The following is a 26,280-nucleotide window of genomic DNA, read 5'->3' on the forward strand; positions in this document are numbered from 1 at the left end:
TAATATAGAAAAAAACCGGCATGCCCCTGGTATGCCGGCTTTTTTGCTGCAGATGTTTCATCACAAAAAACCGCCTGGCAGCGGCCGGGCGGTTGTACTGCTTAAGAAGCAGCCGTTTTTTTTGTTTTCTTTCCTCGTAAATCTGTCCATTTCTTTACGTTGTCAGCCCCTATAATCTCCACTTCCTGCTTCGTATCGATTTGAACTTCTTTCACTTCTGCATCTCGCAAATCAATAACCTGCCCTTTTTTCGGCGTGGAAACGATAACGGTATTATACTTTAACCCTTCTCCTTCCAGTACAGCTGAACGCTTTACGATAATGCCTTTACTGAAACGGGCGCCTTCATCAAACTCCAGATGAATCCCCGGCTGTGCAGCCACAAACTGTTTTTTCTCCATCGCCGGCACATAAACGATTTCTGCTTCTGGAGTATCTTCCGCAAAGGTCGTGCGAATGATTACTGGATCGTGGTCGCTCGCCCGTCCATGCTCCTCCATAAATTGTGAATTGGTATGAACAATATCCACTTCAGTAGAAGCGGCCATATTATTCGTGACCAGGATATGGTCGAGCACCTGTGCATTTCCTTGATAGGAATACGTGAACCGCTCTTCTGCCGGTACTCTTTCAATCATGTTGGTCAGCTCATCCCCTTTTACAATAGAAAGAGTCTCGGTAAATTCAAAATCGTTAAAATCACCTAAAAGCACCAGATTCGCATTTGGATCCGCTGACTTTACATCTTCAACAAAGCCATTTACAATCGCAGCAATTTGCTTGCGCTGGATTTCACTCTCTAAATAAGGAGGCTGATTTTTTCCGAATAACGGCTCATCTCCGCCTTTTGAATTAAAATGATTGGCCACTACAATGACCTTTTCACCTTTAAATATAAATTGAGCAGCCAGCGGCTTGCGGCTATTTTCAAACGCTTCGTTTTCCGGATCAATCCGGCCAGGATTAGCGGTCAATTTCCCATCTACATAGGCAACCGCTTCTGTCGCGCTTCCTTTTGTTCCTTCCGCAAGACTAACACGTTCAGGATTGTACAAGAAGCCAACACGAATGTTACCGCCCGGCTGTCCGCCGTCTTCTTTATTGACCGGTGCCACATCCGTGTACTCATAAGCCGGTCCGCCCAGCTCTTTTATAGCTTCAATCAGTACGGCGGCGCTTTGAGATGCGTCCGTTGTGCCAGAATCTGCTGGCCCGTCATTGTCCTGTACTTCTGTTACACCGATGATATCCGGCGACTTCATTCCATTTACAATTCCCATGGCAAGGCGTCTTGTTTTCTCTTCGCCTGAAACCGTTGAAAAGTTTTCGAGATTGTAAGAAGCGATCGTTAGTCCATCTTTCGTTGATGTAAGGGTTGTTTCTTCTGCTTTTAACCCTCCGTCAATCACTTCAGGCACTTCGTCCGCCAGCACTTTAAAGTTACTGTAGCCGTAGCTGACGACACCCGTGACAGGACCGGCAAATGAGTCGCCTGTTTTTGCCACAAAGTCTTCATTATCCAAATCAAGATGAATACGTTCTGGGTTGTAGTCGTCTGCTTCAATCCGAAGACCCCCCGCTGTTGTATTGGTTTCTATATTTTCCGGCACAACCACTACTTCTCCGTATCTCTGCGGAGCGATGATTTTCGGGTTCTTCACTTGAACGCGCATGCCTTCCATGCTTTCAAAAAAGTCAATGCCGTCCTGCTGTGGATCGAATATGCCAAATTGGTCGTTATCAATCACTTTCATTGGCATCATGCGATCTTTATTCAACACAACCGGTGCCGGCAGCGGCTGTCCGGATGCTTTTTTACTGACAGTACCCGCACTAATTTCCGTTACGGGGAGATCTGTTTGCAGCTTTTCCGCATATCCATCAAGCACCCATTCTTTTACCGTACCATCAACAAAGACAAGATCTCCTTGCGACAACCCGTGGCTCCGCTTATAAACGAGAATACCTTCTGACGTATTTTCATCCTCATCTGCTTCTACGCTCTGCATATAAAAGTTACTGCTGTCAACGATATGGGTAACGATTCCTTCTACATCTCCAACAGCTAAACCATTATACGGAGAAGTGTGCCCAGCTCCTTGAATATCATGGATGCGAATGTTTTCTTTTTCTATAACGTATGAAAAAGAGGAAACGGCACTGTCATTTAAGCCTTCTTTAAATGCTGCTGCTTGAATCGTTTTGTTTTCATTAATCACGATCGGTTCTGTATAAAGCGCGCTTTCTTTTGTCGGCTGAGAGCCATCCAGCGTATAACGAATGTCGGCACCCTCTGTTGGCGAAGACAGTGTAACACTCGTTCCTGCTTTAACAACGCCCGCTGCCGGATTGGCCGTTACCGCTCCAGCCGTAGAAGAGTCAGGTTCAATATCCGCTGCATGGCGCGGAATTAATTGATAGGCGTTGTTGTAAGAGCCGACAACCCCTGTTACCGAATCGTATTTGGTGTTTATGGCAAGAAGTGATGCATCCTGCGGCCTGATTTGAAAGGTATTTCCTTCTCCGTCCTTTGCTGTGTAATTGCCGCCTGAAAAACTGGAAATAGAAACGTTGTTGATTGTAACAAGCTCCCCTTCCACTTCTTCTGTGAATTGATCAGCCCTTACGGTTAACGGTGCCGGCACACCAGCCTGGCCGGTCACAGTTACACTGCCGGATGATACGTTAATCTCCAAAAGAGAATTGTAGTCATCAATGCTTCCCTTCACATCTACAACATCACCTATTTTTACATTCATACCGGAACCATATAAAACAATACCGGCGGTTTCATCCTGAATATACACCGTGCTTCCGAAAACAGCCGTTACTGTGCCAGACGTCCACACCTTCGTGTTTTCTGCTTTTTGGCGCACGTCGGAAATCGGTTCTTTTATAAGGTTTGACGGCTCCTCAGGCACTTCTGGTTCTTCGGTTCCGTTATCCAAAAGTTCAATCGACGTTGGTGATTTCAAGCCAGGAACTGTAAAATACACTTCAAGAGAGCCTGTCACCCGCACTTTTTTGCCGAGATTCCCTGGATGATCCTTTAAATTAATACCCTGCCGGAAACTTGTCGTTAATTGCACTGGTAATATTTTAGCTGGATCTGTCTCTCCTGCTTCATCCGCTATACCAATATTTGTATTTTGATAACGTGCAGGATCTGTTGTATAACTACTTCCTGATAGTGCGTAGCCAACGATATAGCCTTCGACGGTCGCTGTACCCGAGTTGTTAGCAATGGCATCCGCCACCGTGATCGATGCGGCGCTCGCCGGGATTTGAAACGGAAGCAATGTGCCAATGACGAGTACAAGAGCAAATAAAGCCTGTCCAATTTTTCTCATTTAAAAACTCCTCTCTCATGTAATGGCTCGTTCGACAAAAACCACCTTCATTGTAATCTACTTTTTATTTTAAAATATAACCTTTACAGATAATTTAAAAAACTTTAATAAATAGAAAAAACAGGAATAATTTCCTCCTTATTATTGTCCGTTTGATTCATTCTATTTCCTTTTATGTAAGCCTTTTTGTATAAGAATCTTCCTGCTGTCCCATATTAAAGGTAAAAAACTTTTAGGAGGCAGCAGCTTGTATAATGATTATTGGCTTTTACAATTAATCTTTGCCTTGTTTATTCTGTTCTTCGTTATCATTCCGCTTGTATCGGTTTGGTTTACGCGAAAAAAGAAATCAAGCCAATAAAAAAGCCTGGCTGCATCCGTAGATACAGCCAGGCTTTTTTATTATTAGCAGTTTTCCGGTGTTCCGGTTTCTGTTGCTGTCCGGAAAGAAGACCCGCAGCCGCAGGACGCGATGGCATTTGGATTATCAATCGTAAATCCGCCGCCCATTAGCGACTGCTTGTAGTCCACTATCGTTCCCTTCAAAATCGGGGCATCCTTTTTGGCTACCACAATCGGGATACCGTGCTGAAGAAGTTCCATATCGCCTTCTTCTGCTTCAGGCGTAAAACCCATCCCGTATGATAATCCACTGCATCCGCCACCATGAACAGCTACCCGCAAAAATGAACCTTCTTCTTCGTTTTGCTTCATCATATCTTTTATCTGAAAAGCCGCAGCTTCCGTAATTGTAACAACTTGTTGATCCGCCAAAGGAATCGCTCCTTTCATTTTCTTTTAGTATACGAGGAATAGAACAAATCCTCAACTGAACCGCTCATTGATTTTTTTATTCAAATTAATTCTTTTTACCTCCAATTCCTGTATAATAAAATAAGTAAAAAGACCTTTATTTCAGAAAAAAAGGAGGTTTTATCATGTCTGATGCCCCATTAATTTATCATAAAATGATGAAGTGCCCTCATTGCCAGCAGTCCTTTAGCACAACGAAAGTTCGTAAAAGTGCTGTTAAAGTCATTGGCCAGGATACGGACTTAAAACCGCTTTATGAAGCGGGAGGGATAAATCCTCTTTTTTACAATGTGCATGTTTGTATGCATTGCGGCTATTCATTTACAGAGGATTTTACTTCTTATTTTGCACCAGGAACAGCAGAAGTATTAAAGGCTTCGGTATCCGATCACTGGGTCGAGCAGGATTTCAGCGGTGAGCGTTCGCCAGCTAAAGCGATTAAAAGCTATAAGCTCGCTCTTTATTCTGGCGTACTGAAAAAAGAAGAGCATTTAACTTTGGCAGGTCTTGCCCTTCGCACGGCATGGATCTATCGGGACATGGGCCGCAACAAAGAAGAAAAGCGATTTTTGTCTATCGCTGCCCGTGAGTATGAGGAAGCTTTTTCTGTGGAGGATGTAGCACAGAAAATGTCTGAAATTAAAGTGCTCTATCTCCTTGGTGAACTGAATCGAAAGCTGGGACGCACGGAAAAAGCCGTTTCCTATTTTTCAAAAGTGATTGAACGGCAGCGCCAGTCAAACGAAAAACAAATTGTGGAAATGGCGCGTGACCGCTGGCATGAATTACGCGAGCAAATGAAAACGACTTAAAGTGTACATAAGAAAAACCGGCTGCCTTGGACAGCATCCGGTTTTTTGATGTTTAAAACAGCCACGTTTGGTCAATATGTGTATATATATTCGAAACAAGCTCGTCAGGCGTCGCTCCATCGACAACTTCTCCATTCACAAGCGCAAATGGAGATTCCGAGCAGCGTGTGCAGTAGCTTAAGCAGCCATATTCGATCACATCCAAGTTCGGATCCCGTTCCAATTTTTCAAATGCTTCCTGGGAACCGCTTGCTAAGTTGCTGACGCAAAACTCAATAATTGGCTTCATTTTATCTTTCACCTCACCCGCTTATTGTACTATCATTTACGTGCAGAAAAAAGCGTGAAGTTTCGCGAAGTCTGTTGAATAATAGGGCTATCTTCGTTATACTCGGATATGAATAAATGAATACTGTACATATGAATACGAAGCAGAGGGGTCATACATATGAGACATTTAGTTTTGCTTGGAGGCGGATATGGCAATATGCGTGTTTTGCTCAGGCTGTTGCCCAATCATTTGCCGGATGACGTAACGATTACACTGGTTGATAAAGTGCCATATCATTGCTTGAAAACGGAGTACTATGCACTGGCGGCTGGAACCGCTTCCGATCATGAGGTCCGTGTATCTTTCCCGGAGCATGAAAAACTAAATATTATTTACGACGAAATTACAGCTATTCACTTAGATCGAAAAGAAGTTGAGTTAAAAGCAAAAGGCGCTCTTGCTTACGACGACCTTGTTATTGGCCTTGGCTGTGAGGATAAATATCACGGCGTGCCAGGGGCTGAAGAGTATACATACAGCATTCAGTCCATCCAAAAATCGCGTGCCACGTATGAAAAGCTGAACAACATGCCGGCTGGTTCAAAAGTTGGTATTGTAGGTGCAGGCCTTTCCGGAATTGAATTGGCGAGTGAACTTCGTGAAAGCCGTCCGGATCTTGATATTAAATTGTTTGACCGCGGACCGCGTATCTTAAAAGACTTCCCGCAGCGTTTAAGCCGTTATATTGAGAAATGGTTTACCGACCACGGCGTGGAAGTAGTGAGAGATGCAAACATTACCCGTGTTGAGCCTGACCGTATTTACAACCGTGAAGACGAATATCAAATGGACGCTGTTGTATGGACCGCAGGCATTCAGCCGAGCCTTGTTGTCCGGCAGATGAATGTGGAAAAAGACCGCTCTGACCGCGTTGTATTGACACCTCATCATAATCTGCCCGGCAATGAACATGTTTATGTAGTCGGAGACTGCGCAAGCCTTCCTCATGCACCGAGCGCACAGCTTGCGGAAGAACAAGCAGAACAGATTGTCGATGTTCTTCAAAAGCGCTGGAGAAATGAGCCGCTTCCGGAAAAAATGCCGGAAATGAAACTTAAAGGTGTACTTGGTTCTCTTGGCAAAAAACAGGGCTTTGGTTTTGTAGCAGACCGGGCTATTACCGGACGCGTTGCCCGCTTCTTGAAATCAGGCGTTTTATGGATGTACAAATATCACAACGGATAATAAAAAAAACCGGCTTCTTCAGCCGGTTTTTTTATTTTACAATCCAAGCGAAATATATTTAACTTCTAAAAATTCTTCCATGCCGTGATGGCCGCCCTCGCGTCCAAGCCCGCTCTCTTTAAAGCCTCCAAATGGTGCCTGGGCCACAGATGGAAGTCCATCATTCAACCCGACAATGCCATATTCTAGCCCTTCGCTTATCGCAATAGCTTCTGAAATATTTTCCGAGAACACATAAGCCGCCAGGCCAAATGGTGTGTTGTTCGCGCGTTCTATCACTTCTTCGGTTGTACGGTACGTGGCAATCGGTGCCAGTGGACCGAATGTTTCCTCAACCATACATTCCATATCATCTGTCACGTTCGTTAGAACAGCAGGCGTAATAAAGTTTCCGTCCGCTTCACCGCCCATTTGAATGACTGCCCCTTTTTCTTTCGCATCTTTTAACTGGTTTTGTACTTTTTCAACTGCATCCGCATCAATAAGCGGGCCGATCGTTACGCCTTCTTCCATTCCATTCCCGACACGTAATTTCGCCACTTCTGCTTTAAACGCCTCCGTAAATTCCTGCTCAATGGATTCATGAACGTATACACGGTTAGCGCACACACAGGTTTGGCCGGCGTTACGGAATTTTGAGCCGATCAAGCCTTTGGCTGCTTTTTGGATATCTGCATTGGCTGTAACAATAAATGGCGCATGGCCGCCAAGCTCAAGCGATACTTTTTTCATTGTATCTGCTGCCTGCTTCATGAGCACTTTGCCAATTTCCGTTGAACCGGTAAAAGTCACTTTGCGCACACGGCTGTCTTCCATCCAGGAACCAGCCACTGATTTTGAATCACCGGTTACAACATTCAGTACTCCTTTTGGGATACCCGCTTCATGAGCGAGTTCAACAAGCTTCAGCGCTGTAAGAGGAGTGGAAGAAGCCGGCTTTACTACAGCCGTACAGCCGGATGCCAGTGCTGGTCCGACTTTGCGCGTAATCATGGCTGCCGGGAAATTCCATGGTGTAATGGCTGCGACAACGCCTACTGGCTGACGTGAAACAAACAGGCGCTTTTTCGGATCTGAGGCTGGAATCGTTTCTCCGTACACCCGCTTTCCTTCTTCTGCATACCATAAAATGAAGCTGTTCGCATAATTCACTTCGCCAATTGCTTCCTGGAGCGGCTTCCCCTGTTCCTCCGTCATAATCCGGCCAATTTCTTCTTTGTGCTCGTCAATGAGGCGATGCCAATTTCGTAATAATTCGGATCGCTCACCGGCCGTTTTTTGGGACCATGTGCGAAATGCTTCATAAGCTGCATCTACAGCTTGCTTCGCCTCCACAGCGCCGCCTTTGGGTACGGATGCAAAGGTTTCGCCTGTTGCCGGATTCACGACTTGAATTTGTTCATCCGCTGTTACCCATTCACCGTTTATGTACATTTTCCATTCTTTCAAGCTAATCCTCTCCTTATTTATACGTATAGTGTTCTATTGCCCTGACGATCTTTTTTAAACACTTTTTCATTCTATATAGGGGTGCTGAGAATAAAACATCCTTTTTCCCTTTCCGTAAAGGAGAAATTGCATTTTCAATTTAAAATCATTATAATATATGTATCGAATCGAAAGGAGCCGATGATTCATGCAAGCACAAGAACAACAAATGTTCAGTGAAGTACAGGAAGTACTTGATAAATTACGTCCATTCCTGCTTCGCGACGGCGGCGACTGCGAACTCGTTGATATTGAAGACGGGATCGTAAAACTTCGTCTGCTTGGCGCGTGCGGCAGCTGCCCTAGTTCTACTATTACACTCAAAGCAGGAATTGAGCGCGCATTGCTCGAAGAAGTTCCTGGTGTTGTAGAAGTTGAACAAGTGTTTTAATGATGAGAGCTGATCTTTATAAGATCAGCTCTTTTTTAAAATTGTAATACATCTTTGTTCACAAGCGTTTTGGGCGGACGTTCATCAAATACCGCTTCAATATTGTCACAGCATGTCTGCATCATAGCCAGCCTTGTCTCTCTTGATGCGCTGCCGATATGCGGAAGTGCCACTACATTTTTCATCGATAAAAACGGATGATCAGCGGAAATCGGCTCGCTGTCGAATACATCCAGCCCTGCTGCTGCAATGTCACCGGCTTCGAGTGCCTCTATTAGTGCCTGTTCATTGATAATCGGTCCCCGGCTTGCATTGATAAAGATCGCATCTTTTTTCATTTTTTGAAAGTGTTCCCGCTGAAACATGCCCCGTGTATCATCGTTCAGCGGAGCCAGGCAAACGACGAAATCCGCTTCCTCTAAAAGCTCGTCCAAGCTGCGGTACTGGGCACCCAGCATTTCTTCTGCTACTTCATGGCGGCTGCGGTTATGATATAAAATATCCATATCAAAGCCGGCTGCTCTTTTGGCTACAGCGGTTCCGATCTTACCCATTCCAACAATGCCGATTTTTTTATGATGCACATCCGTTCCAACCAGCATCATCGGCGCCCAGCTTGTCCATTTTCCTTCTTTCACAAACTCAGACGCTTCTGTTACCCGGCGTGCTGTTGCTAAAAGAAGCGCGAAGGTCAAATCTGCCGTTGTATCCGTTAATACATCCGGCGTGTTGCAAATAGCCACACCATGGCGGCTGGCCGCATCCAAATCAATATTATCAAAGCCAACGGCCATATTTGCGACCACTTTTAATCGTTCAGCCTGTGAAAGCAATTCCTCATCCACTGTATCTGAAATTACGGTTAACAATGCATGAGCGGAGGCTGCTTTTTCGAGCAGAATTTCCCGCGGCACAGCTCTGTCCTCTTCTGTCCATGTTTCCACCTGGTAAGAAGCCGACAACCTCGCTGTTATTTCATCCGGCACTTTTCTCGTTACGTACACATACGGCTTCACACAGCGTCCCCCATTTCCGATTATTCTGTCTTATTGTATCATTTTCATCTTGAGTATGTCACAATGAAAACGGGTATAGGAACAGCAGTAATACATATAATGATAAAAAAGGTGTGTGGAAGATGAGTATTGAAAAGAAACGCGTCATGAGCATGTCTGAACAAACGGCCCGCCGCTGGATTGCCGAGCGCGGCGTTAAAGTGGATGATATTGCGGAGCTTGTTTTATATTTACAAAAACCTTATCATCCTAATTTGAAGCTGGAAGAAGCAGCAGAGCATGTAGAAGCTGTACTGCGTAAGCGTGAAGTACAAAACGCGATCCTGACCGGCATTCAGCTTGATATGCTGGCGGAGAAAAACCAGCTGGCGGAACCGCTTCAATCCATTATTAAAACGGATGAAGGACTGTATGGCCTTGATGAAACGATTGCCACTGCTATTATTAATGTTTATGGAACAATTGGCTTAACAAGCTACGGCTATATTGATAAGCAAAAGCCAGGTATTCTGGAGTTTTTAAATGACAAATCAACCGGACAGGTACACACATTTTTAGATGATATTGTCGGCGCCCTTGCTGCTGCTGCAGCGAGCCGTCTTGCCCACCGTGCTGCCCATACCGAATAAGCTGCCTTTTACAGGCGGCTTTTTTATTTCTTTTTCAATGGCTGAACAGCCGGCCCTTCCAGCACTTTGCCGTCATAAGAAAATCTAGAGCCATGGCATGGACAGTCCCATGAGCGTTCGGCATCATTCCAGGCTGTTTCACATCCCATATGCGTACACGTTATATCGACAAAATGGCACTTGCCCTGTTCATCCTTGTACGCTCCGGTTTTTTCACCGTCTAAGGTTACGATGCCTCCTTCACCAGGCTGTAGAGAGTCGGCCGTTTTGTCTGCTCCTTTTAACTTTCCGCTGATCAGTTCTTTTGCAACGGCTGCGTTTTGAGAAATGAATGTTTTAATATCGGTCGGTTTCACTTTGGCACGCTTCGGATCGTAAACGTCGGCATACCGGCTGCTGCCCCGTATAATCAAATCGGTTAGCAGCGCGGCGGCCACTGTTCCGCTCGTCATTCCCCACTTGGCGTATCCGGTTGCCAAATAGACTTTTTCATGTATCTGCCCGATATAAGGAACTTGATCCAGTGTGATTAAGTCTTGTGCGGACCACCGATAAAGGATTTCTTCAGCTCCAAAATGCTTTTTGGCAAACGCAGCCAGCTCTTCGTAATGATGAGTCGTCTCCTGTTTGCTGCGCCCGGCTGGATGATTTTCCCCGCCAATAATAAGCAGCTGCTCTCCATTTTCCATTCGCGTATATCGGACAGAGCGCGATGGCTGATCCTGGCTGATATACATGCCGCTCTGGAGCGTGTGATCCCCTTTTACCCCAATAGCATAGGACCGTTCCGGATGCAGCTTGGCAAAATAAGCACCGTCAAAATCATTAAACGGATAATGCGAAGCCACAACAACATGATCCCCGGTAATGAAATGTCCGTCTGTTGTTTTAACCGTCCGTCCATCTATGGACTCTGCCCGTGTATCTTCAAAAATGTGAACCTGCCCCTCCATCTCTCTCACAAGCGCTTCTAAAAACTTTACGGGATGAAATTGTGCCTGCTCTCTTATGACGAGCGCTTCTTCCACATGAAAAGGCAGGTTCATCCCTGCAGAGGCACCGGCCAAGCCTCCATTTATGCCGAGCTTTTGGTAAGCGGCTGCTTCTTTTTCAAGCGCCGGAAGCATTTCATCGGTTGTAATATACGTGTAAGCATCCTGTTTTGAAAACCCGCACTCAATATCCAGCTCTTTGACCGTCTTCTCTATAAAAGCGATTGCTTCCTCGTTTGCTTCGTAATAAAGTCTCGCTTTTTCTTCTCCGAAGGTGCGAATCAGCTTATCATAAATAAGACTGTGCTGAGCGGTAATTTTGGCGGTTGTAAACCCGGTTGTCCCGTCGGTTAATTTTCCTGCCTCAATCAGAACTGCTTTTTTTCCTTCTTTAGCCAGCTTCCATGCCGTTAAAATGCCGGTAATCCCACCGCCGACAATGACAACCTCTGCTGTTAAATCGGTTTGCAGCGGAATAAATGACCGTGGTGCTTCATGGTCTTTCCAATAAGATATGGATTTTTTCGGAATGTTCATAAGAGCCTCCCTAAAACTAGTCATATGGACTCCATACCCTTATGTGCTCATTTTTACCCAAAAAAAGAAACAGCAATGTGCTGTTTCTTATAATTCCCACTCATTTAAATTTTTTCGTGTGTAAGTCGGCTGGATGTCATACCGCTCCAAAAACTCCGGCTGCGTTACACCCGTATGCACAAGCAGTGTATCGATTCCAATGTTTATACCGGCCAGGATATCTGTATCATAATAATCCCCGATCATAATCGTTTCTTCTTTTGACGTGCCAAGAACTTCCATAGCCTGTTCCATAATAATCGGCTCCGGCTTTCCAATAAAGACCGGCTCTGTTTCAGTTGAAACAGACACCACCGATGTCAGCGAGCCATTTCCAGGCAGAAAGCCACGTTCTGATGGAATAGCAATATCGCCGTTTGTCGAAATAAAGCGGGCGCCGTTACGCACAGCCAAGCAGGCACCTGCCAGCTTTTCATATGTAATACCACGGTCAATTCCTGTAACGACGTAATCAGGGTGTTCATGCGTCACAACTTCAAGGCCTTGCTCTGCAAGCGCCTGCAGGATTCCATCTTCTCCGATCACATACACCGTTGCTCCCGGTTTTTCATCATGGATAAATTGCGCCGTTGCACGCGAAGTGGTAAATACATTTTCCGGCCGTGTATGAATACCCATTTTCACTAGTTTGTCCGCCACCTGTTCCGGTGTACGGGATGAGTTGTTCGTCACAAACAAATAAGGAAGGCCCGCAGCATTCAGGCGGTCAACAAACTCTGCTGCTCCCGGAATAATTTGTGTGCCGGCGTACATTGTGCCGTCTAAATCGATTAAATAGCCTTTATAACGTGTCATTTCTTTTCTCCTTCTTCCGGTAAAAATGCAGAAACAGGTCCAAGCTCATGTTCCAAATAAGCACGGACACGGTTTGGAAAATCAGCCAATTCTTTTTTATTGGCGATAAATACCGCCGCCAGCTCATCATGCGAAATAGAGATATATTCGCGGACAAGCATTTTCCGAAGAGCGATTACATCTTTTAAAGGAGCAGATTGTTCTGGCAGAATGACGTTTTCATCGTCCAGAATATCAATAATGTCATCGTAACTTCCTGGATCACGCATAATAAAGCCGTCGATCATTGCATTGCCAACGTCAATGATCGATTCCACAACCGTTTGGGCAATTCTCTCCAGTGCCGCTCTTTCAATGACTGTTCCCCAGGCTGGCTGAGAGTGGAACAAATCGAGCTGCTGCTCCATAAAGCGAAGTGTTGCTTCTATTTTCTTACGGTCAATAAAATACACAGGCCATCCATCCTTTCCGCTTCTATTGTATCATGTGGTACAATGGTTGAAAATGTAGAGCGGAGGACAGCACATGAGTGAACGTTTTTTTCTTTATGACGAAAAAGATACGACGGTAACGCGATTTGTTAGCTTTGCCGGCGAACACAGCCGATACGACCTGGCCCTTATGCAGACGGACCGCTATTACGGCAAATCGGTCGTTTTAAACCTGCAGGGAAATACATATGCCATTATCGGCCGCGATGACCTGGAAGAGCCGGGCTATATTGAATATGCGTTTAATATGGGTGAAGAAGAAGCGGCGGAGTTAAAAGAATTTTTATATGAAGTGATTTAACGCTTAAAACAACATGGCGCGATTCATATTGAATCGCGCCATACAAATAGGCAAACACGCCGCCTGTTATTTTCCTTGAGACTCAGCTGGTTTTTTCGGTGCTGCCGCAACAGGCAGCTTTTTTAAAATAAAATAGCCGCATCCGAAGTTGCAGTATTCCAGCAAATAATCACGTATAGTCGAAAACTTGTTGTCGTAGGAGGCTTTTTTGTTGTCATCTTCGAAAAACCCTTTGAGCCGAAGCTGTCCATATCCCCAGTCGCCGACAATATAATCATACTTTGCCAAAATATCGCTGTAGCGGGCCCGAAAGGCTTCTTCATTAAATCCTTCTGTCCGCTCCTCAACAATTTCATAGTTTTCATTTTGAATCGTAATCATTTATTGGGCCGCCTGTGCTTCGCCCTCGGCGTGTTTCGCTTTTGCCGCAGCATTAACCTGCTCATCCGCATGGTAGGAAGAACGGACCATTGGACCCGCTTCGCAGTGGCTGAACCCTTTTGACATGGCAATTTCACGCAGCTCGGCAAATTCGTCTGGATGGTAATATTTTTGTACCTTTAAGTGTTTTTTCGATGGCTGCAAGTATTGCCCAATTGTCATGATATCTACGTTGTTCGCACGAAGGTCGTCCATCACTTCAATAATCTCTTCTTTTGTTTCCCCGAGACCAACCATTAAGCTTGATTTTGTCGGGATATCCGGCTGCATTTCTTTCGCACGGCGTAAAAACTCAAGCGAGCGGTCATACTTTGCACGCGCACGAACACGCGGCGTTAAGCGGCGGACCGTTTCGATGTTATGATTTAAAATATCAGGCTTGGCATCCATTAGCATTTGTAAGTTTTCTTCAATCCCGCCCATATCAGAAGGAAGTACTTCAATCGATGTGAATGGATTTTTCCGGCGAATGGCCCGAACCGTTTCAGCAAATACATAAGCACCGCCGTCTTTTAAATCATCGCGCGCAACAGCTGTAACAACGACGTGTTTTAAATTCATTTGTACAACCGAATCCGCTACGCGTTCCGGCTCCTGCAGGTCAAGCTCTGTCGGAAGACCTGTTTTTACAGCACAGAAACGGCAGGCACGTGTGCAGACGCTGCCAAGAATCATAAATGTCGCTGTACGGCGGACAGCCCAGCACTCGTGAATGTTTGGGCACTTGGCTTCTTCACAAACCGTATGAAGCTGCTTTTCGCGCATCATTTTCTTTAATCCTGTGTAATTCTCGTTTGTATTTAGCTTTATTTTCAACCATTCTGGTTTACGCAAGTATTCCTCTTTCGTACTCATTTTTCCATCTCCAATCGGCTTACACTATACCGCTACTTTATCATAATTATCAAGTGCTCGCAAAAGGTGATTTCTTCAAAGCAGGAGAAAATACGGCCGGCTGTTAAAATAGAAATAAACGAAAAAGCTGCATCCCTTATGTTAACAGGGATGCAGCTTTTTCTTTATATGAAGAAATCGATACTGTCAGAAGAAACCTTATTTATCTTATACTCTTTTGTCATTATACATCGCTCGTTTAAAGAAAATGTATCGGACCGCAGTCCAAGCCGTAATGTTTCAAGCGGGATCGCATCAGAAAACGGAATATTAGCAAGGTTCACATTCGGGCCGGCTATTTGGATAAAAGCGGTCTGTAATTTTTTTGAGGGTGCTTCAAAAATCATTTTTTGCAGATCCATTCCCGTTTCTAGTATTTTATCCACGATTTCCATGCGCATTTCCCCATTACTCCGGCAAATTCCGCTTGTGCCGCTTTCACGCGCTTCGGTGATCACTTTGGTTGAGCCGGCTTCAATATCTTCAAGAATCCATTCGACCCATTGAGATGCATTTTGATGCAGAGATTTGTCACTGTCTTTGGCTCCTACTTCACTAAACACAGTAAAGTCCTTAGCAAACCCTTTTATATAAGCTGCTTTTTCCCTGTTGGTCATGTCGATTGTGCCGTTCGAGATTTCGATGTACTGGCATCCATGCTTTTGGATAAATTTCTCAAAATCACTCAATTTCTTCTGGCTGACAAACTTCTCAAATAACGTTCCGCCAAAAAAGAAGTTCACTCCATTTTCCTGCAGGCAGGCAATTTTCTCTTCGAGGTGCTTTGTGACAAGCGCTGTTCCCCATCCAAATTTCACAAAATCAATATATGCTTCTGAACTATTGATCGTGTCTTGAAAAAGCTGCAATGGAACCCCGTTATCGATCAGAACGGTGAGCCCATTTCCTCTTGGTTTACTGCTTCTTTTCGGCAGGTTCAGCCCTGTGTCCCTCATACATTCACCCTCACAATTCTTGGTAAATTATTTTTCTGGTTTACTTCCATCACAAAACCAGTGTCCAGCTCTTTCACACACAGGGCAATATCAGCACTTTTAAATTCTGGCCGGTTATCATCAAAAAACTTTTGTGCCGGCTCTGCTTCTCTAATTCTCGAAACTGTTTCAAACGCGGAGCAGCCTTTCTCTCCTTCGATAATAGCTTTCATGTATTCGGCACAGGCAAGATCCTCATCGCCACTCGGATGAGAAGCGATTATATTAATGTCCGCGTTTTTCCCGACGAGCTGGCGAATGTATTGAGCGGTTGTTTTCGCATTGGAAAAGCCCGTTACAAATACATGGCTGGCGTTTAATGCATGTAACGCTGCTCTTACTCCATTGGTCGTTTTTTGAACGAGAATTTTCCCCTCCATGTTGTTCGCTTCAAGAAGGCTGGCTGGAGAGTTATCAAGGTCAAATCCAGGGATGTAGAGCCCCTTCTCTTCACCAGCCAGCATGTATGTGGGATTTTTTTCTTTTGTTTGAAGTGCAGAATTGATTGTTTCTGCCAGTAAAATTTCCTCTGCCCCTTTTATAAACGCGTAGTGGGCAAAAGTGAACGCACGAATGACGTCAATCACAACATTCACATCGGCACAGCTCAGCTGGTGAGAGTGGCCTTGATAAATTCGGACTGCCATTATCTGCTCCTCTCCTTTTAACGTTTTCCCTGCCTGCTGACAAACCGCTTATGTTAGCATTCATTTGTCTCTCACCTTATCAGCATATAGCTAATTTATTCGTCTATTTTTCAGATGGTTCTTGATTTTTGCTTCTTTGGGCATTTGCTCAGCCTGCTTTTTTCCATTCGAACTCTTTTTCTAAATGCTGAATAAACTGCTTTTAGGAATTCACCTATTTATTGGTTTTGTTTGTTTCAGGAAGGAGTGCAGCCAGCTGCAGCACAGCTGCTTGTTTAGGAATAACCCGTACAAGATGCCAGTCCAGTGAGAAAATAGAAGGCGGGCGTTACCCGAATGGATAGGAGCGGAACAGGAAAATGATTACCTTATTGGCTTTTCTGGCAGCCCTTTTCTTTGCACTCAATATCGGTGCAAGCGGAGCCGCTGCCTCCATGGGCATTGCCTATGGTTCTGGAGCGTTAAAAAACAGGCGGATGGCATTGGTTATTTGCGGAATCGGCGTTTTGCTCGGAGCGGCTTTAGGCGGCGGCGAAGTAGCTAAAACCCTTGGTTCAGGGATTATTCCACAAGAATTGATCAGCATTCACATTTCCTTGATCATTCTTTGCTCGGCCGCTATTTCACTTTTTATCGCCAATATTTCCGGGATCCCGCTTTCCACAAGTGAAGTGACGGTAGGAGCGATTGTTGGCGTTGGGGTGGCGTACAAACAAGTATTTATCAGTACGCTGTTGACGATTATGATGTATTGGATTCTTATTCCGATTGTAGCCTTTTTTTTCGCCTGGCTTTTAAATAAAGGAGTAAAACAAGCAGAAGCCCGGCTGTTGTTTTTAAAAAAGCCGAAATGGATCAAAATTTTGTCCGTATTAGTGATCTGCACAGGATTTTTGGAAGCTTTTTCAGCCGGTATGAACAATGTCGCCAACTCGATCGGTCCGCTCGCTGCTTCCGGGCTGATCTCTATCCAAAACGGGATTGTGATCGGCGGACTATTTACTGCAGCGGGCGCGCTGCTGCTCGGCGCAAAAGTGATCGAAACAAATGGGAAAAAGCTGACCGACCTGAGTCTGCTTCAAGGAAGTGCGGTTTCAGGTCTCGGCGGGACACTCGTGATTATTGCTTCTCTATTCGGCATTCCTGTTCCACAAACCCAGGTGACCACATGCAGTATTCTCGGTATAGGCTTTTCGGAAGAAGGCGCAAAAATATTTCAAAAAGGCATTATCAGCAGGCTGCTGAAAGTATGGCTCGTGTCCCCGCTTTTTTCTCTGGTTATTTCCTACAACCTCGTTAAGCTGTTTTTGGATTTTGATCTTTATGCCGTCATCGTGGGTGCTTCTGTTTTTGCAGCTACGATTGGCTCGATCAGCTTGATTAAACCGATCGGCCTTGCAAAGCCTGCTTTCCTAAAAGAAGGAAATAAAGTTAAATAAGCTGGATCGTTCAAAAATAAAGAAAGGACCGGAACACATATAGATCGTCCGGTCCTGTCAAGACAGGGAAAGTCTTCAGTTTTCGATTTCCTTTACCTGAATAAATTTCATGACCACAAATAGCATAATCAGTCCCAGTACGCCTGCTGTAATATACCCTCCATTTAAAAATTTTGCCATCACGATAGACATCAAAGGCGGCCCTGCTGCTACCCCGGCAAACCGGGCTGCACTGTAAAAAGAGGTAATAGTGCCTCTTTCTTCTTTTTTGATGTTCTCTGTAATAATGGCATCCAGTACAGGCATAACAGCTCCAATCGACGTTCCCAGGATGCTGGTCACTACCAAAAGAAGGATCAGCTGCTTGCTGACAAAACCAACAAATACCACACTAATAGATGTAATAATCAAACAAACAATAAGGATTTTCCTCATAGTTGGCAAATTCCCTTTGATTTTGCGCCCGACTGTAAACGCCACAATACAAAGCAGGAAAAGCGGAATTGCTAATATAAAACCTTTTTTGATGTCAAAAATTTGATGTACTTTCTCCAAAATGTCCGATAGGTAAAATAACACACTGAATAATACCAAAAACACATAAAATCCCAAAAGAAAAACGGTAAAAAGCCATTTCCCTTCTTTTTTAAGGGTCTTTTTCGTATTATTTAAAAATTCCTTGAATTTTTTAGGCTTTCCCTGTTTTTCCGGTTCTTTAACAAAGAAAAAAATCAATGCGATTGAAATCAAACTGAAAACAGAAATAGCGAAAAAGGGCACAAACCATAAAAAGGCGGCCAGTATAGATCCGAGGATCGGGCTTAACGCTTTTCCAAATGTATTCGACGTTTCAATGGTCCCTAAACAGGCACTTGTTTTTTCCGCATTGTCCTTGTAAAGATCTCCCACCAGCGGCAGGATAACAGGCATCGCTCCCGCTGAACCAAACCCCTGCAGAATCCGGCCGATAATAATCCAGGCATAGGGATCGGCCATTTTCCAGGAGGCAAACCCGGCAATGAGTCCTCCAATGAGGGCGAGAATCAAGCTGGGCAAAATGATTTTTTTTCGTCCAAGCCGATCCGATAAATATCCCGCAAGCGGAATTAAAAGAACAGCCGCAACCGAGTAACTTGTGATAATCATACTGGACTGAAAAGGGGAAATGCCCACCTTTTTTTCCATGATCGGCAAAACCGGTATCAGCATAGAATTTCCTAACGTCATGATGAGCGGAATGGAAGCCATACTTACAACACACCATATACTTACTTTCTCAGCCTGTTTCCCCACATGCACACCCCGTTTAATGTTTTTGTGACAGCTCATTAAATGTATGGTCTCCTTGCGTATTCTTTTTATACAGTGCCGCATACACTTTAAAAAGAAGGACGAGCACGCCATTTTATATGTAATTGGGGATGATTTTTTCTGAAAACCAACAATAAAAGTTATGCTCCATTGACCTTCCGCGCTTTAGTCAGAAAGTATTTTTTAGTCAGTGTGGGAGCGGTTATGCAGGGCTTCGCTATGGGCGTGTTTTTATTCCCTAACTTTATTCCTTCCGGCGGCGGCGCCGGGCTGACTGTACTGCTGAATTACTGGCTGGATATTCCAATAAGCATTGCGCTGTGGCTTGTTAATTCTTCTATGCTTTTGTTCGCTGTTCACTATTTAGGAGGCATGAGTGCTTTAGGTACACTGCTCGGCATTACGATTACCTCTATTTCGGTCAACATCTTTAACGTATACCTAGAATCACCATTTTCAAATGTATGGATTGATTTGTTTTTTGGCTCCCTCTTTTTTGGTACAGGCGTATCCATTTTATTAAGGCAGGGAGTATCAAACGGAGGAGTTGGCGTCATCGCTTTAATTATTGCCAAGTACAGGCATGTGAATCCCAGTAAACCGCTTTTTTGGATTAATGGTTTTATTTTCCTGATCACAGCTTATGCCATCGCTTGGGAAATTGTCGTCCAAGCTCTTATTTGCCAATGGATGTCCACAAGAACCATTGGCTGGCTGTATACCGTTCCCCGCCCTAAAAACATTCTGACTTTTGATTTTATCTGGCGTAAAAAATAAATCATTCCCCATGAAAATAGGAATGGTTCGCTGTTTACTGTAAATAATATAAAAAGCCGGATTACCTTATCGGTAATCCAGCTTTGATTTTGCAAAGTATTCAGCAGAGCAGCGTTTAAATCCGCTTTTTTGCTATTATGAATGTTTGTTTTCTTTTGCTTTTTTTACTGCGTGACCAATGCTGGCACCAAGGCCGCCCCAAATGATCACAACCCCAATGACCATCATCACAATTGCACTTGTATCCATTATAGCCCCTCCTTGCTGTTCCGGCTTAAAGGCTTAATAAACATAAAGACTACCCCAATGATAATGGCAAGTGCTGCCGTACCCCAGCCGTAGGTAATCAGGAATGAAAGCGGGTAATCCTCATATGGAGTAGACAAGTCCTGACGAATGTTATCAAACATCATATAAGCCAGCACGATAGGCGTTAAAATCATTAAGCAGAATTTCCACCATGCACCCAGCTTTATGTCAGAAACGGCATCCGCATGCTGTTTCAACGAATCCAATTCTTTAAATACCCAGGCAACAAGAATAACTTCAACGAACCCAGCGAACACAATTCCATACAAGTTGATAAAATGATCTACCGTGTCTAAAAAGAAAAGACCGCCTTTTGTGGCGTATAAAAGTGAAATTAACGCTGAAAGGCCTCCCCCTACTGCTACAGATACTGTTCGGGAAATATTAAATTTCTCCTGCAGTCCTGCCACAAACGTTTCAATAATGGAGATAAGCGATGTTAACCCTGCAAGCGTAAGCGAGATAAAAAATAAGAATCCAAAAAATCCACTTGCTACTGGAAACTCATTAATAATTTGCGGGAAGACGGCAAAAGCTAAAATGATTCCGCTTGATACAACTTCTTCTACCGCTACACCCTGTTGCTGTGCCATAAACCCAAGAGCGGCAAAAACACCAAAGCCAGCAAGCAACTCAAATGAGGAATTTGCAAAAGCTGTAATAAAAGCATTATTCGTAATATCTGCTTTTTTCGGCAGATAGCTGGAGTAAGTAATCATGATAGCAAACCCGACTGACAAACTAAAGAAAATTTGGCCGTAAGCTGCAATCCATACTTTACCATCCGAAATTTTAGACCAATCCGGCTGGAAAAAGGCATTTAAGCCTTCAACAGCTCCTGGCAAAGTCAACGCGCGTACTACAACAATAAAGAATAAAATAACAAGAAGCGGAAGCATAAATTTCGTAGCTGCTTCAATTCCTTTTTTAACACCTGAAAACATAATGCCCAATGTTACAATCCACACAAGCAATAACGGAAGAAGAACACCACCTGCAAACCCGCCAAGCTGGCCCGGTTCACCTACTTGTAAATATTCTCCCAGCAAAAAGTCCTGCGGGGCGTTACCCCATGATTTTGTAAATGAGAAAAATGAATACGATGTAGCCCATGCAATAATAACAGAATAATACGTTGCAATGAAAAAAGAAATTGCTAGCTGCCACCAGCCAAGCCACTCTGACTTTCTATTAATTCTTGTCATTGTCAGCGGTGCAGAACCGCGATACTTGTGACCCATTGTAAATTCCATAATAAGCAGTGGGATTCCGGCTGTTAATAAAGCGAACAAATAGGGAAGGAAAAAAGCACCTCCGCCATTTTCATACGCTACTGCGGGGAAACGCCAAATGTTTCCGAGTCCGACTGCCGAGCCAACCGCTGCCATAATAAATCCAGCGCGGGACCCCCATTGTGGACGATTTTGTTCCATATATATGGACCTCCTTGAATGTTCAAAATTTTGTATTTTCAGATAATTTCCGAAGACCATCTTTATTATAATCTTCTTTAAAATATTCGTAAATATCTTTTTTATTATTTTTTTAGAATAATTCAGTTAATTATCTATGAATCCGCTTACCCAACAAAAAAGACCTGTATATTTTCCATATACAGGTCTTTTTTTCTAAAAAATTTTACTTTGTTCTTTTTAAAATAAAAGCCAATATAACTAGTAAAAGAATCGTCACGACAAGCCCAAGAAACATATTTTCCGTAAAACCGAGCACAAGATAACCCGCCGCTGCCACTAAAGCGGATACGAGCGCATAAGGAATTTGTGTTATCACATGGTCCATGTGGTTGCTTCCTGCCCCGGTTGATGAAAGAATCGTTGTATCTGAAATCGGCGAGCAGTGGTCTCCGAATACAGCACCCGCTAAAACGGCTGCCAAAGCCGGCAGTAAAAGCGAAATATCTGTTGCTGCTGCGATTTCACCGGCAATCGGAAGAAGAATCCCAAACGATCCCCAGCTTGTTCCAGTTGCAAAAGCCATAATACCGGCTGTCACAAATAAAATCATCGGTAAAAAGCCAATGTTCAAGTCAGATTTTTCTACAAGGCCGGCTAAATACGTGCCTGTTCCAAGCTCACCAATCAATGCTACGATCGTCCACGCTAAAAATAAAATATACACTGCGGGAAGCATGGATTTAATGCCTTCGACTATCCCTTTCCCTAATACAGCACCGGCTCCCTCAGGGAACACAGCGGCCTGTCGTGCAAAAACCACCAATGCTGTAATAAGCCCGATGACTCCACCAATAAACAATGATTTTGCTACATCTGTGTTTTCAAAAATAGCAAAAATGTCTGCGCCTTCTCCTGCCGCTTTGGAGCCCGTAAAAAGCATAGCTGCGACCGTACCGATAATCAATGCTACAATCGGCCAGACAAGTCCTCCGATCGTGCCGCGGTCACTCACCGGCAAATCTTCTTTTAGCTCACCAGGGATTTCACGGCCGCTGAATACCACTTCTCCTGTTTGAATAGCATGATTTTCATGCTTTTTCATTGGTCCAAACTCCCTGTTTAATACCGCAACAAGAAAGACCATTCCGAGTGCCGCCCAAACGTAGTAATTCATAGGAATCATTTGCATAAACGCTGAGAAAGCGGTGATATCCGTTACTTGGTGAGCAGTTAAAATGGTGCCAATCAATCCTATGATGTAAGCGCCCCAGCTTGATACCGGTGCTACTACGCAAACCGGAGCAGATGTCGAGTCAATGATATAAGCAAGCTTGGCACGTGAAATACGATGGCGGTCAGTAATAGGCCGTGATACCTGGCCTACTGCAAGTGCATTAAAATAGTCATCAATAAAGATCAAAATACCAAGTAAAGCTGCCATTATTTGAGCACCGGTGCGTGACTTTACACGTGTAACAGCCCATTCCCCGAAAGCGCGGCTGCCACCGGAAATAGTAATAAACGCTGTAATGATACCTAGAATCAGCAAAAAGAAAATAATATATAAATTCCATTCACTCCATTCAAATGCTCCATCTGTTCTTGTGTACACATTAGCAGATAATGCTCCCCAAGCGATCGAGAAGGTTTTCCCAATTTCAAAATCAGCAAGCAAAAAAGCTGCCGCTATAATCCCAACACCAAGCGACAAAAGCACACGGCGTGTTAAAACCACCATTACAATCGCCAGGACCGGCGGTAAAAGTGAAAAAATTGTATTTTCCAAAAGCATTTCTCCTCCATTTTGTGCAATAAAAAAAAGCAATGGCTTATTGGCTGCATTGCCTTTATAATTTATTTCTTTAACATCGTATCAAAAAATACAGACCTTTTCTATGCTTTTTATTTTGACGGTACATTGATGGCATCTGGATTATAGTAATTTGGCACCGTTCCATGAACAAGCCCCATCGCTACAGGAAGTGTTTGTTTGACGACTGTTGTATCCACCGCAAATGGAACGATAACTTCTACGCTGACTTCAAGTTCAATGTATACTTCTACATAAGCAGAGTTAATACCGAACGGCTCCACTTTTGTTTTGACATTCGATGTAACGTCCCCGATGGCATGAAAGCGAATCGGAATACGCGGTCCAAGATTGCCAAGAATAGCGTTATTTGTAATTTGTCCGAGCGGGATCGTGTAAGCAATCCCCTGCGCCCGTGCTGTTTCTTCCGTATCAATTTCGACACCTGAGATCTCTTCAAGTTCCGTTAAATTACCCGCTTCCGCTTTGTCCAGGTTTTCTTCGGCAAGATCGGTCACTTCGGCAAGCACCCTGTTGATCACTTCCGCATTAAACGTCGTCGACCCTCCATCGCCTTTTTCGGTCGTCATGATATCTTTTATATCAAGATTTTCGGTAATTTCCTCACTGATCGCTTTTTGCAGAACCATTGAAGCAATTTTGTTCGTCTGCGCCTCAGCGAAGTTTAAAATGACTGGCTGAATATTCCGGTTGATCAGCCAAAGAACAAAAATAATGCCGGCAATAAACAAAATAACAACAGTTAAAAAGCGGCGGCGGCCCGATGATGAAGCACGGCTTTTCCATTTCCTGCGCCTGCGCATAAAAAAACCTCCTTTTCCGCATTGTATGCGGGAAAGAAGGCTTATAGTTGCAGAAGCTTCCATTCCATAATATCGCGTAAAAATTCGGGCATGAAATACCGTTTTGATGAAGCACGATGCAGTTCCACAAAGTAATGACCGTATGTAAACATATCAAGGGTTGCAACCTTGTACGTCCGCTTTATATCGATCGGCTCACCGTTAATGAAAATGTTTGGCTTATCGATCTCGATGCGGTCATATACAAATCGGCCCATGACGCTTCCACGAAAACCGAGCCCTTTAATTTGCAGATGCGGCCATTTTTCATCACATGTCTGCCGGATGACTTCTGCCAGCTCCGCCCCTGTCAATTCGATTAAACAAGGGTTTATAGGATGAGGCAGCAGTTTATGCAGGTCGTATTTTGTGATATCCCCTGCCGGCAAATTCCCCAATACGACGCCTGCATTTAAAAAGGAGCAGTCGGCTCTGCACCACTCTGTAAGTGCTTCGGTCAGCATTTGAGGAAGCGGAGACGGCTTAAACCAATCACTCCAAAGCTCTTTTTGAAGCCGTACAACCGGCACAGACAGGGCTTGTTTCCCCTTCTCTTCAAAGAGCGCCTGCTGCTTCTTTTCATCTGGCGGAGGTGTAAGCGACCGGTTTGTTTCATATACACGGGCCCGTTTCCCAGCTATGCGGCCGGCTTTATCGATATCTACCTCTACGTGGCCGGTAAAATAGCCATATTTGCCGGCTGCCGCCATCAATGTTCCATTTACTTCTTTTCCTTCATGAAACGTATGATGGGTATGTCCGCCTAGAATAATATCCGCTTCTGTTTCTTCCGCCAGCTTTTCATCATCGTACATCCCAAGATGAGAAAGCACGATTACAATATCTGCTCTTCTTTTCAGCATCGCAATTTGCTTTTTCAGCTCATCAATAGGAAGAGTGACGCACCAGTCCAGAAGCTCATAAAAAGCGGTGTACTGTGCAGTCGCAGACGTAACGGCAATCGTGGTGCTGCCTGCTTGAAAAAAAGTATGCGGTACAACCCAGTCCGGCCGCCTCTCTCCGTTTTTTTCAAACAAGTTGGCGCAAACAACCGGAAAGCGGGCTTGCTCGTACAGAGCGTTCAGCGCTTCTCTTGGCATCGTAATTCCTTCATTGTTACCGATCGCAGCCGCATCAAACCGAGATGAATTCAGCAGTTCAATGTTGAAGGTGCCGAGCGTTCCTTCTGTTAACGGATGGGCCCGATCCACATGATCGCCAATATCAAAAGCGAAAACGAACTCTCCGGCCGATTCATGCAGTTCCCGCTTTTCCTTTAAAAAGTGGGCAATTCTCGGCCAATTTTCAAAATGGCTGTGTAAATCGTTTGTATGGTAAATATGTATCGTTTTTTCCATGTTCATTCCACCTTTAATAAATGCCCTGCCAAATCAAGCGGACACCAACCAAAATCAAAACGAGACGAAGCATTATCACAACGGTTTTTGACGCCAGGCGGGCATTCAGCCAGGCCCCCATTTGTGCCCCGAACCAGGCTCCGGGCACGAGCGCTGCTGCATAAAGCCAGTTTACGTTTCCAAGAAATACGTGTGTCACACTCGATACGCCTGCTGATAAAAAAATAAGCAGCATCGATGTAGCAACAGCTACATGCGGGGGAACCGCAAACAGCATTATCATGGCAGGCACCATTAGTGAGCCGCCGCCGATGCCGAATAAACCGCCTAAAAAGCCGACCACAAATGAAGCGATCGTTCCGGTAATCGGCTCAATGGAATATGTATGAGTTCCTTCGTTATCGGTAAATGTCCGGGTGAAGCCGCGCGAGGCAAACAGCGGTTTTGCACGATTTTTCAACATAAGTACAAATGACATAAACACCATGAACAAGCCAAAAAACAAGCTGAACTGCTCCATGTTCAGCCCTTTATTGGCCCAAGCCCCAAGCAGGCTTCCCGGCGCGCTGCCAATAAATAAAAGAAAGCCCAATTTATAATCCACTTTTTTCTGCTTCATGTAAGCAAGGGTTGAAGACAAGCCGGTAATAATTAAGATAACCGACGACGTACCTACTGCTACTTGTGGGGAAACAGGGTCGAGCAGGGCCGTTCCGCCTAAAAAAAGCAGTGCCGGCACAATGATAATCCCGCCTCCAAGTCCGACGAGGGCACCGATTGCTGCTGCGAGCAGGCCGATGCCGAGTAAAAGAATCCATTCCATTCTACAT

The 26,280-nt window shown here is 44.5% G+C and carries 26 protein-coding genes; 7 read left to right on the plus strand and 19 right to left on the minus strand.

The features are described 5' to 3' along the window. Window positions 1–101: 101 nt before the first annotated feature. Window positions 102–3,350: a DUF6359 domain-containing protein gene (locus M3221_RS01490; RefSeq protein ID WP_251269763.1), complete on the minus strand. Its 3,249-nt coding sequence runs from the start codon at window positions 3,348–3,350 to the stop codon at window positions 102–104. Between the two features lie 405 nt (window positions 3,351–3,755). Next, window positions 3,756–4,124 carry a HesB/IscA family protein gene (locus tag M3221_RS01495; RefSeq protein WP_255821944.1) on the minus strand — a complete coding sequence of 123 codons (369 nt, stop codon included), beginning with the start codon at window positions 4,122–4,124 and terminating at the stop codon, window positions 3,756–3,758. 164 nt (window positions 4,125–4,288) lie between these two features. On the opposite strand from M3221_RS01495, the gene M3221_RS01500 reads away from it, so the two are divergent. Next, complete coding sequence (locus tag M3221_RS01500; protein ID WP_251269764.1) at window positions 4,289–4,975, plus strand: DUF2225 domain-containing protein; 687 nt, start codon at window positions 4,289–4,291, stop codon at window positions 4,973–4,975. A 52-nt stretch (window positions 4,976–5,027) separates the two neighbouring features. Here M3221_RS01500 and M3221_RS01505 read toward each other — a convergent pair whose 3' ends face one another. Further along, complete coding sequence (locus M3221_RS01505) at window positions 5,028–5,264, minus strand: YuzB family protein (protein WP_242234037.1); 237 nt, start codon at window positions 5,262–5,264, stop codon at window positions 5,028–5,030. A gap of 159 nt (window positions 5,265–5,423) precedes the next feature. Here M3221_RS01505 and M3221_RS01510 point away from each other — a divergent pair, with 159 nt between their 5' ends. Beyond that, the gene (locus M3221_RS01510; protein WP_251269765.1) at window positions 5,424–6,491 is read left to right on the plus strand and encodes an NAD(P)/FAD-dependent oxidoreductase; all 1,068 of its coding nucleotides are present in this window, start codon (window positions 5,424–5,426) and stop codon (window positions 6,489–6,491) included. A gap of 36 nt (window positions 6,492–6,527) precedes the next feature. Here M3221_RS01510 and M3221_RS01515 read toward each other — a convergent pair whose 3' ends face one another. Next, window positions 6,528–7,925: an NAD-dependent succinate-semialdehyde dehydrogenase gene (locus tag M3221_RS01515; protein ID WP_285878772.1), complete on the minus strand. Its 1,398-nt coding sequence runs from the start codon at window positions 7,923–7,925 to the stop codon at window positions 6,528–6,530. Between the two features lie 202 nt (window positions 7,926–8,127). Between M3221_RS01515 and M3221_RS01520 the strand changes: the two genes are divergently transcribed. After that, window positions 8,128–8,370 (plus strand): NifU family protein, encoded by a 243-nt coding sequence (locus tag M3221_RS01520; protein WP_242234039.1) that lies wholly within the window; start codon window positions 8,128–8,130, stop codon window positions 8,368–8,370. A gap of 35 nt (window positions 8,371–8,405) precedes the next feature. Here M3221_RS01520 and M3221_RS01525 read toward each other — a convergent pair whose 3' ends face one another. Then, window positions 8,406–9,386 carry a 2-hydroxyacid dehydrogenase gene (locus tag M3221_RS01525; protein WP_251269766.1) on the minus strand — a complete coding sequence of 327 codons (981 nt, stop codon included), beginning with the start codon at window positions 9,384–9,386 and terminating at the stop codon, window positions 8,406–8,408. A gap of 122 nt (window positions 9,387–9,508) precedes the next feature. Here M3221_RS01525 and M3221_RS01530 point away from each other — a divergent pair, with 122 nt between their 5' ends. Continuing rightward, entirely contained in the window at window positions 9,509–10,015 is a 507-nt protein-coding gene (locus M3221_RS01530) for a phosphatidylglycerophosphatase A family protein (protein WP_242234041.1), read from the plus strand. Between the two features lie 23 nt (window positions 10,016–10,038). Here the strand turns inward: M3221_RS01530 and M3221_RS01535 are convergent, their stop codons facing one another. From M3221_RS01535 to M3221_RS01545, 3 genes are all read right to left on the minus strand, one after another. Next, window positions 10,039–11,544, minus strand: coding sequence for an FAD-dependent oxidoreductase (locus M3221_RS01535; RefSeq protein WP_251269767.1), 1,506 nt, complete (start codon window positions 11,542–11,544; stop codon window positions 10,039–10,041). Between the two features lie 87 nt (window positions 11,545–11,631). Beyond that, window positions 11,632–12,399, minus strand: coding sequence for a TIGR01457 family HAD-type hydrolase (locus M3221_RS01540; protein ID WP_251269768.1), 768 nt, complete (start codon window positions 12,397–12,399; stop codon window positions 11,632–11,634). After that, window positions 12,396–12,851 (minus strand): DUF86 domain-containing protein, encoded by a 456-nt coding sequence (locus M3221_RS01545; RefSeq protein ID WP_251269770.1) that lies wholly within the window; start codon window positions 12,849–12,851, stop codon window positions 12,396–12,398. Before M3221_RS01545 ends, M3221_RS01540 begins: the two co-directional genes overlap by 4 nt. A gap of 73 nt (window positions 12,852–12,924) precedes the next feature. On the opposite strand from M3221_RS01545, the gene M3221_RS01550 reads away from it, so the two are divergent. Next, window positions 12,925–13,191, plus strand: coding sequence for a DUF3055 domain-containing protein (locus tag M3221_RS01550; RefSeq protein ID WP_242234045.1), 267 nt, complete (start codon window positions 12,925–12,927; stop codon window positions 13,189–13,191). A gap of 66 nt (window positions 13,192–13,257) precedes the next feature. Here M3221_RS01550 and M3221_RS01555 read toward each other — a convergent pair whose 3' ends face one another. The 4 genes from M3221_RS01555 to M3221_RS01570 all read right to left on the minus strand — a co-directional run bounded on the left by M3221_RS01555 (window position 13,258) and on the right by M3221_RS01570 (window position 16,168). Then, window positions 13,258–13,572, minus strand: a complete 315-nt coding sequence (locus tag M3221_RS01555; RefSeq protein WP_251269771.1) for a YutD family protein — start codon at window positions 13,570–13,572, stop codon at window positions 13,258–13,260. After that, the gene (gene lipA / locus M3221_RS01560) at window positions 13,573–14,487 is read right to left on the minus strand and encodes a lipoyl synthase (protein ID WP_242234047.1); all 915 of its coding nucleotides are present in this window, start codon (window positions 14,485–14,487) and stop codon (window positions 13,573–13,575) included. Window positions 14,488–14,651: 164 nt separating this feature from the next. After that, window positions 14,652–15,482: a phosphosulfolactate synthase gene (locus M3221_RS01565; protein WP_251269772.1), complete on the minus strand. Its 831-nt coding sequence runs from the start codon at window positions 15,480–15,482 to the stop codon at window positions 14,652–14,654. After that, on the minus strand, window positions 15,479–16,168 hold the full coding sequence (locus M3221_RS01570; protein WP_251269773.1) for a 2-phosphosulfolactate phosphatase: 690 nt from the start codon (window positions 16,166–16,168) through the stop codon (window positions 15,479–15,481). Before M3221_RS01570 ends, M3221_RS01565 begins: the two co-directional genes overlap by 4 nt. 359 nt (window positions 16,169–16,527) lie before the next feature. Here M3221_RS01570 and M3221_RS01575 point away from each other — a divergent pair, with 359 nt between their 5' ends. After that, the gene (locus tag M3221_RS01575) at window positions 16,528–17,607 is read left to right on the plus strand and encodes an inorganic phosphate transporter (protein WP_285878543.1); all 1,080 of its coding nucleotides are present in this window, start codon (window positions 16,528–16,530) and stop codon (window positions 17,605–17,607) included. 75 nt (window positions 17,608–17,682) lie between these two features. Here the strand turns inward: M3221_RS01575 and M3221_RS01580 are convergent, their stop codons facing one another. Continuing rightward, window positions 17,683–18,936 (minus strand): MFS transporter, encoded by a 1,254-nt coding sequence (locus M3221_RS01580; protein WP_251269775.1) that lies wholly within the window; start codon window positions 18,934–18,936, stop codon window positions 17,683–17,685. A 132-nt stretch (window positions 18,937–19,068) separates the two neighbouring features. Between M3221_RS01580 and M3221_RS01585 the strand changes: the two genes are divergently transcribed. Beyond that, complete coding sequence (locus M3221_RS01585) at window positions 19,069–19,695, plus strand: YitT family protein (protein WP_255821946.1); 627 nt, start codon at window positions 19,069–19,071, stop codon at window positions 19,693–19,695. 135 nt (window positions 19,696–19,830) lie between these two features. Here M3221_RS01585 and M3221_RS01590 read toward each other — a convergent pair whose 3' ends face one another. From M3221_RS01590 to M3221_RS01615, 6 genes are all read right to left on the minus strand, one after another. Continuing rightward, a complete protein-coding gene (locus M3221_RS01590) occupies window positions 19,831–19,944 on the minus strand; it encodes a methionine/alanine import family NSS transporter small subunit (RefSeq protein WP_251269777.1) in 114 nt (37 codons plus the stop codon). Further along, window positions 19,944–21,437, minus strand: coding sequence for a sodium-dependent transporter (locus M3221_RS01595; RefSeq protein ID WP_251269778.1), 1,494 nt, complete (start codon window positions 21,435–21,437; stop codon window positions 19,944–19,946). The genes M3221_RS01590 and M3221_RS01595 overlap by 1 nt, the downstream gene beginning before the upstream one ends. A 205-nt stretch (window positions 21,438–21,642) precedes the next feature. Next, complete coding sequence (locus M3221_RS01600) at window positions 21,643–23,205, minus strand: Na+/H+ antiporter NhaC family protein (RefSeq protein WP_251269780.1); 1,563 nt, start codon at window positions 23,203–23,205, stop codon at window positions 21,643–21,645. Window positions 23,206–23,321: 116 nt separating this feature from the next. Beyond that, entirely contained in the window at window positions 23,322–24,053 is a 732-nt protein-coding gene (yunB, locus tag M3221_RS01605) for a sporulation protein YunB (protein WP_251269781.1), read from the minus strand. Between the two features lie 41 nt (window positions 24,054–24,094). Further along, window positions 24,095–25,450: a bifunctional metallophosphatase/5'-nucleotidase gene (locus M3221_RS01610; RefSeq protein WP_251269782.1), complete on the minus strand. Its 1,356-nt coding sequence runs from the start codon at window positions 25,448–25,450 to the stop codon at window positions 24,095–24,097. Window positions 25,451–25,463: 13 nt separating this feature from the next. Further along, window positions 25,464–26,273 (minus strand): sulfite exporter TauE/SafE family protein, encoded by an 810-nt coding sequence (locus tag M3221_RS01615; RefSeq protein WP_251269783.1) that lies wholly within the window; start codon window positions 26,271–26,273, stop codon window positions 25,464–25,466. Window positions 26,274–26,280 lie beyond the last annotated feature (7 nt).

It is taken from the genome of Domibacillus indicus, from assembly GCF_023715895.1.
Lineage (GTDB): Bacteria > Bacillota > Bacilli > Bacillales > Domibacillaceae > Domibacillus > Domibacillus indicus_A.

Bases quoted from the DNA above. Each gene is read 5' to 3' on its own strand.
- M3221_RS01490 (WP_251269763.1), bottom strand. From the start codon at position 3,350: ATGAGAAAAATTGGACAGGCTTTATTTGCTCTTGTACTCGTCATTGGC.
- M3221_RS01500 (WP_251269764.1), top strand. From the start codon at position 4,289: ATGTCTGATGCCCCATTAATTTATCATAAAATGATGAAGTGCCCTCAT.
- M3221_RS01505 (WP_242234037.1), bottom strand. From the start codon at position 5,264: ATGAAGCCAATTATTGAGTTTTGCGTCAGCAACTTAGCAAGCGGTTCC.
- M3221_RS01510 (WP_251269765.1), top strand. From the start codon at position 5,424: ATGAGACATTTAGTTTTGCTTGGAGGCGGATATGGCAATATGCGTGTT.
- M3221_RS01515 (WP_285878772.1), bottom strand. From the start codon at position 7,925: ATGTACATAAACGGTGAATGGGTAACAGCGGATGAACAAATTCAAGTC.
- M3221_RS01520 (WP_242234039.1), top strand. From the start codon at position 8,128: ATGCAAGCACAAGAACAACAAATGTTCAGTGAAGTACAGGAAGTACTT.
- M3221_RS01530 (WP_242234041.1), top strand. From the start codon at position 9,509: ATGAGTATTGAAAAGAAACGCGTCATGAGCATGTCTGAACAAACGGCC.
- M3221_RS01535 (WP_251269767.1), bottom strand. From the start codon at position 11,544: ATGAACATTCCGAAAAAATCCATATCTTATTGGAAAGACCATGAAGCA.
- M3221_RS01540 (WP_251269768.1), bottom strand. From the start codon at position 12,399: ATGACACGTTATAAAGGCTATTTAATCGATTTAGACGGCACAATGTAC.
- M3221_RS01550 (WP_242234045.1), top strand. From the start codon at position 12,925: ATGAGTGAACGTTTTTTTCTTTATGACGAAAAAGATACGACGGTAACG.
- M3221_RS01555 (WP_251269771.1), bottom strand. From the start codon at position 13,572: ATGATTACGATTCAAAATGAAAACTATGAAATTGTTGAGGAGCGGACA.
- lipA (WP_242234047.1), bottom strand. From the start codon at position 14,487: ATGAGTACGAAAGAGGAATACTTGCGTAAACCAGAATGGTTGAAAATA.
- M3221_RS01565 (WP_251269772.1), bottom strand. From the start codon at position 15,482: ATGAGGGACACAGGGCTGAACCTGCCGAAAAGAAGCAGTAAACCAAGA.
- M3221_RS01570 (WP_251269773.1), bottom strand. From the start codon at position 16,168: ATGGCAGTCCGAATTTATCAAGGCCACTCTCACCAGCTGAGCTGTGCC.
- M3221_RS01575 (WP_285878543.1), top strand. From the start codon at position 16,528: ATGATTACCTTATTGGCTTTTCTGGCAGCCCTTTTCTTTGCACTCAAT.
- M3221_RS01580 (WP_251269775.1), bottom strand. From the start codon at position 18,936: ATGAGCTGTCACAAAAACATTAAACGGGGTGTGCATGTGGGGAAACAG.
- M3221_RS01590 (WP_251269777.1), bottom strand. From the start codon at position 19,944: ATGGATACAAGTGCAATTGTGATGATGGTCATTGGGGTTGTGATCATT.
- M3221_RS01595 (WP_251269778.1), bottom strand. From the start codon at position 21,437: ATGGAACAAAATCGTCCACAATGGGGGTCCCGCGCTGGATTTATTATG.
- yunB (WP_251269781.1), bottom strand. From the start codon at position 24,053: ATGCGCAGGCGCAGGAAATGGAAAAGCCGTGCTTCATCATCGGGCCGC.
- M3221_RS01610 (WP_251269782.1), bottom strand. From the start codon at position 25,450: ATGGAAAAAACGATACATATTTACCATACAAACGATTTACACAGCCAT.
- M3221_RS01615 (WP_251269783.1), bottom strand. From the start codon at position 26,273: ATGGAATGGATTCTTTTACTCGGCATCGGCCTGCTCGCAGCAGCAATC.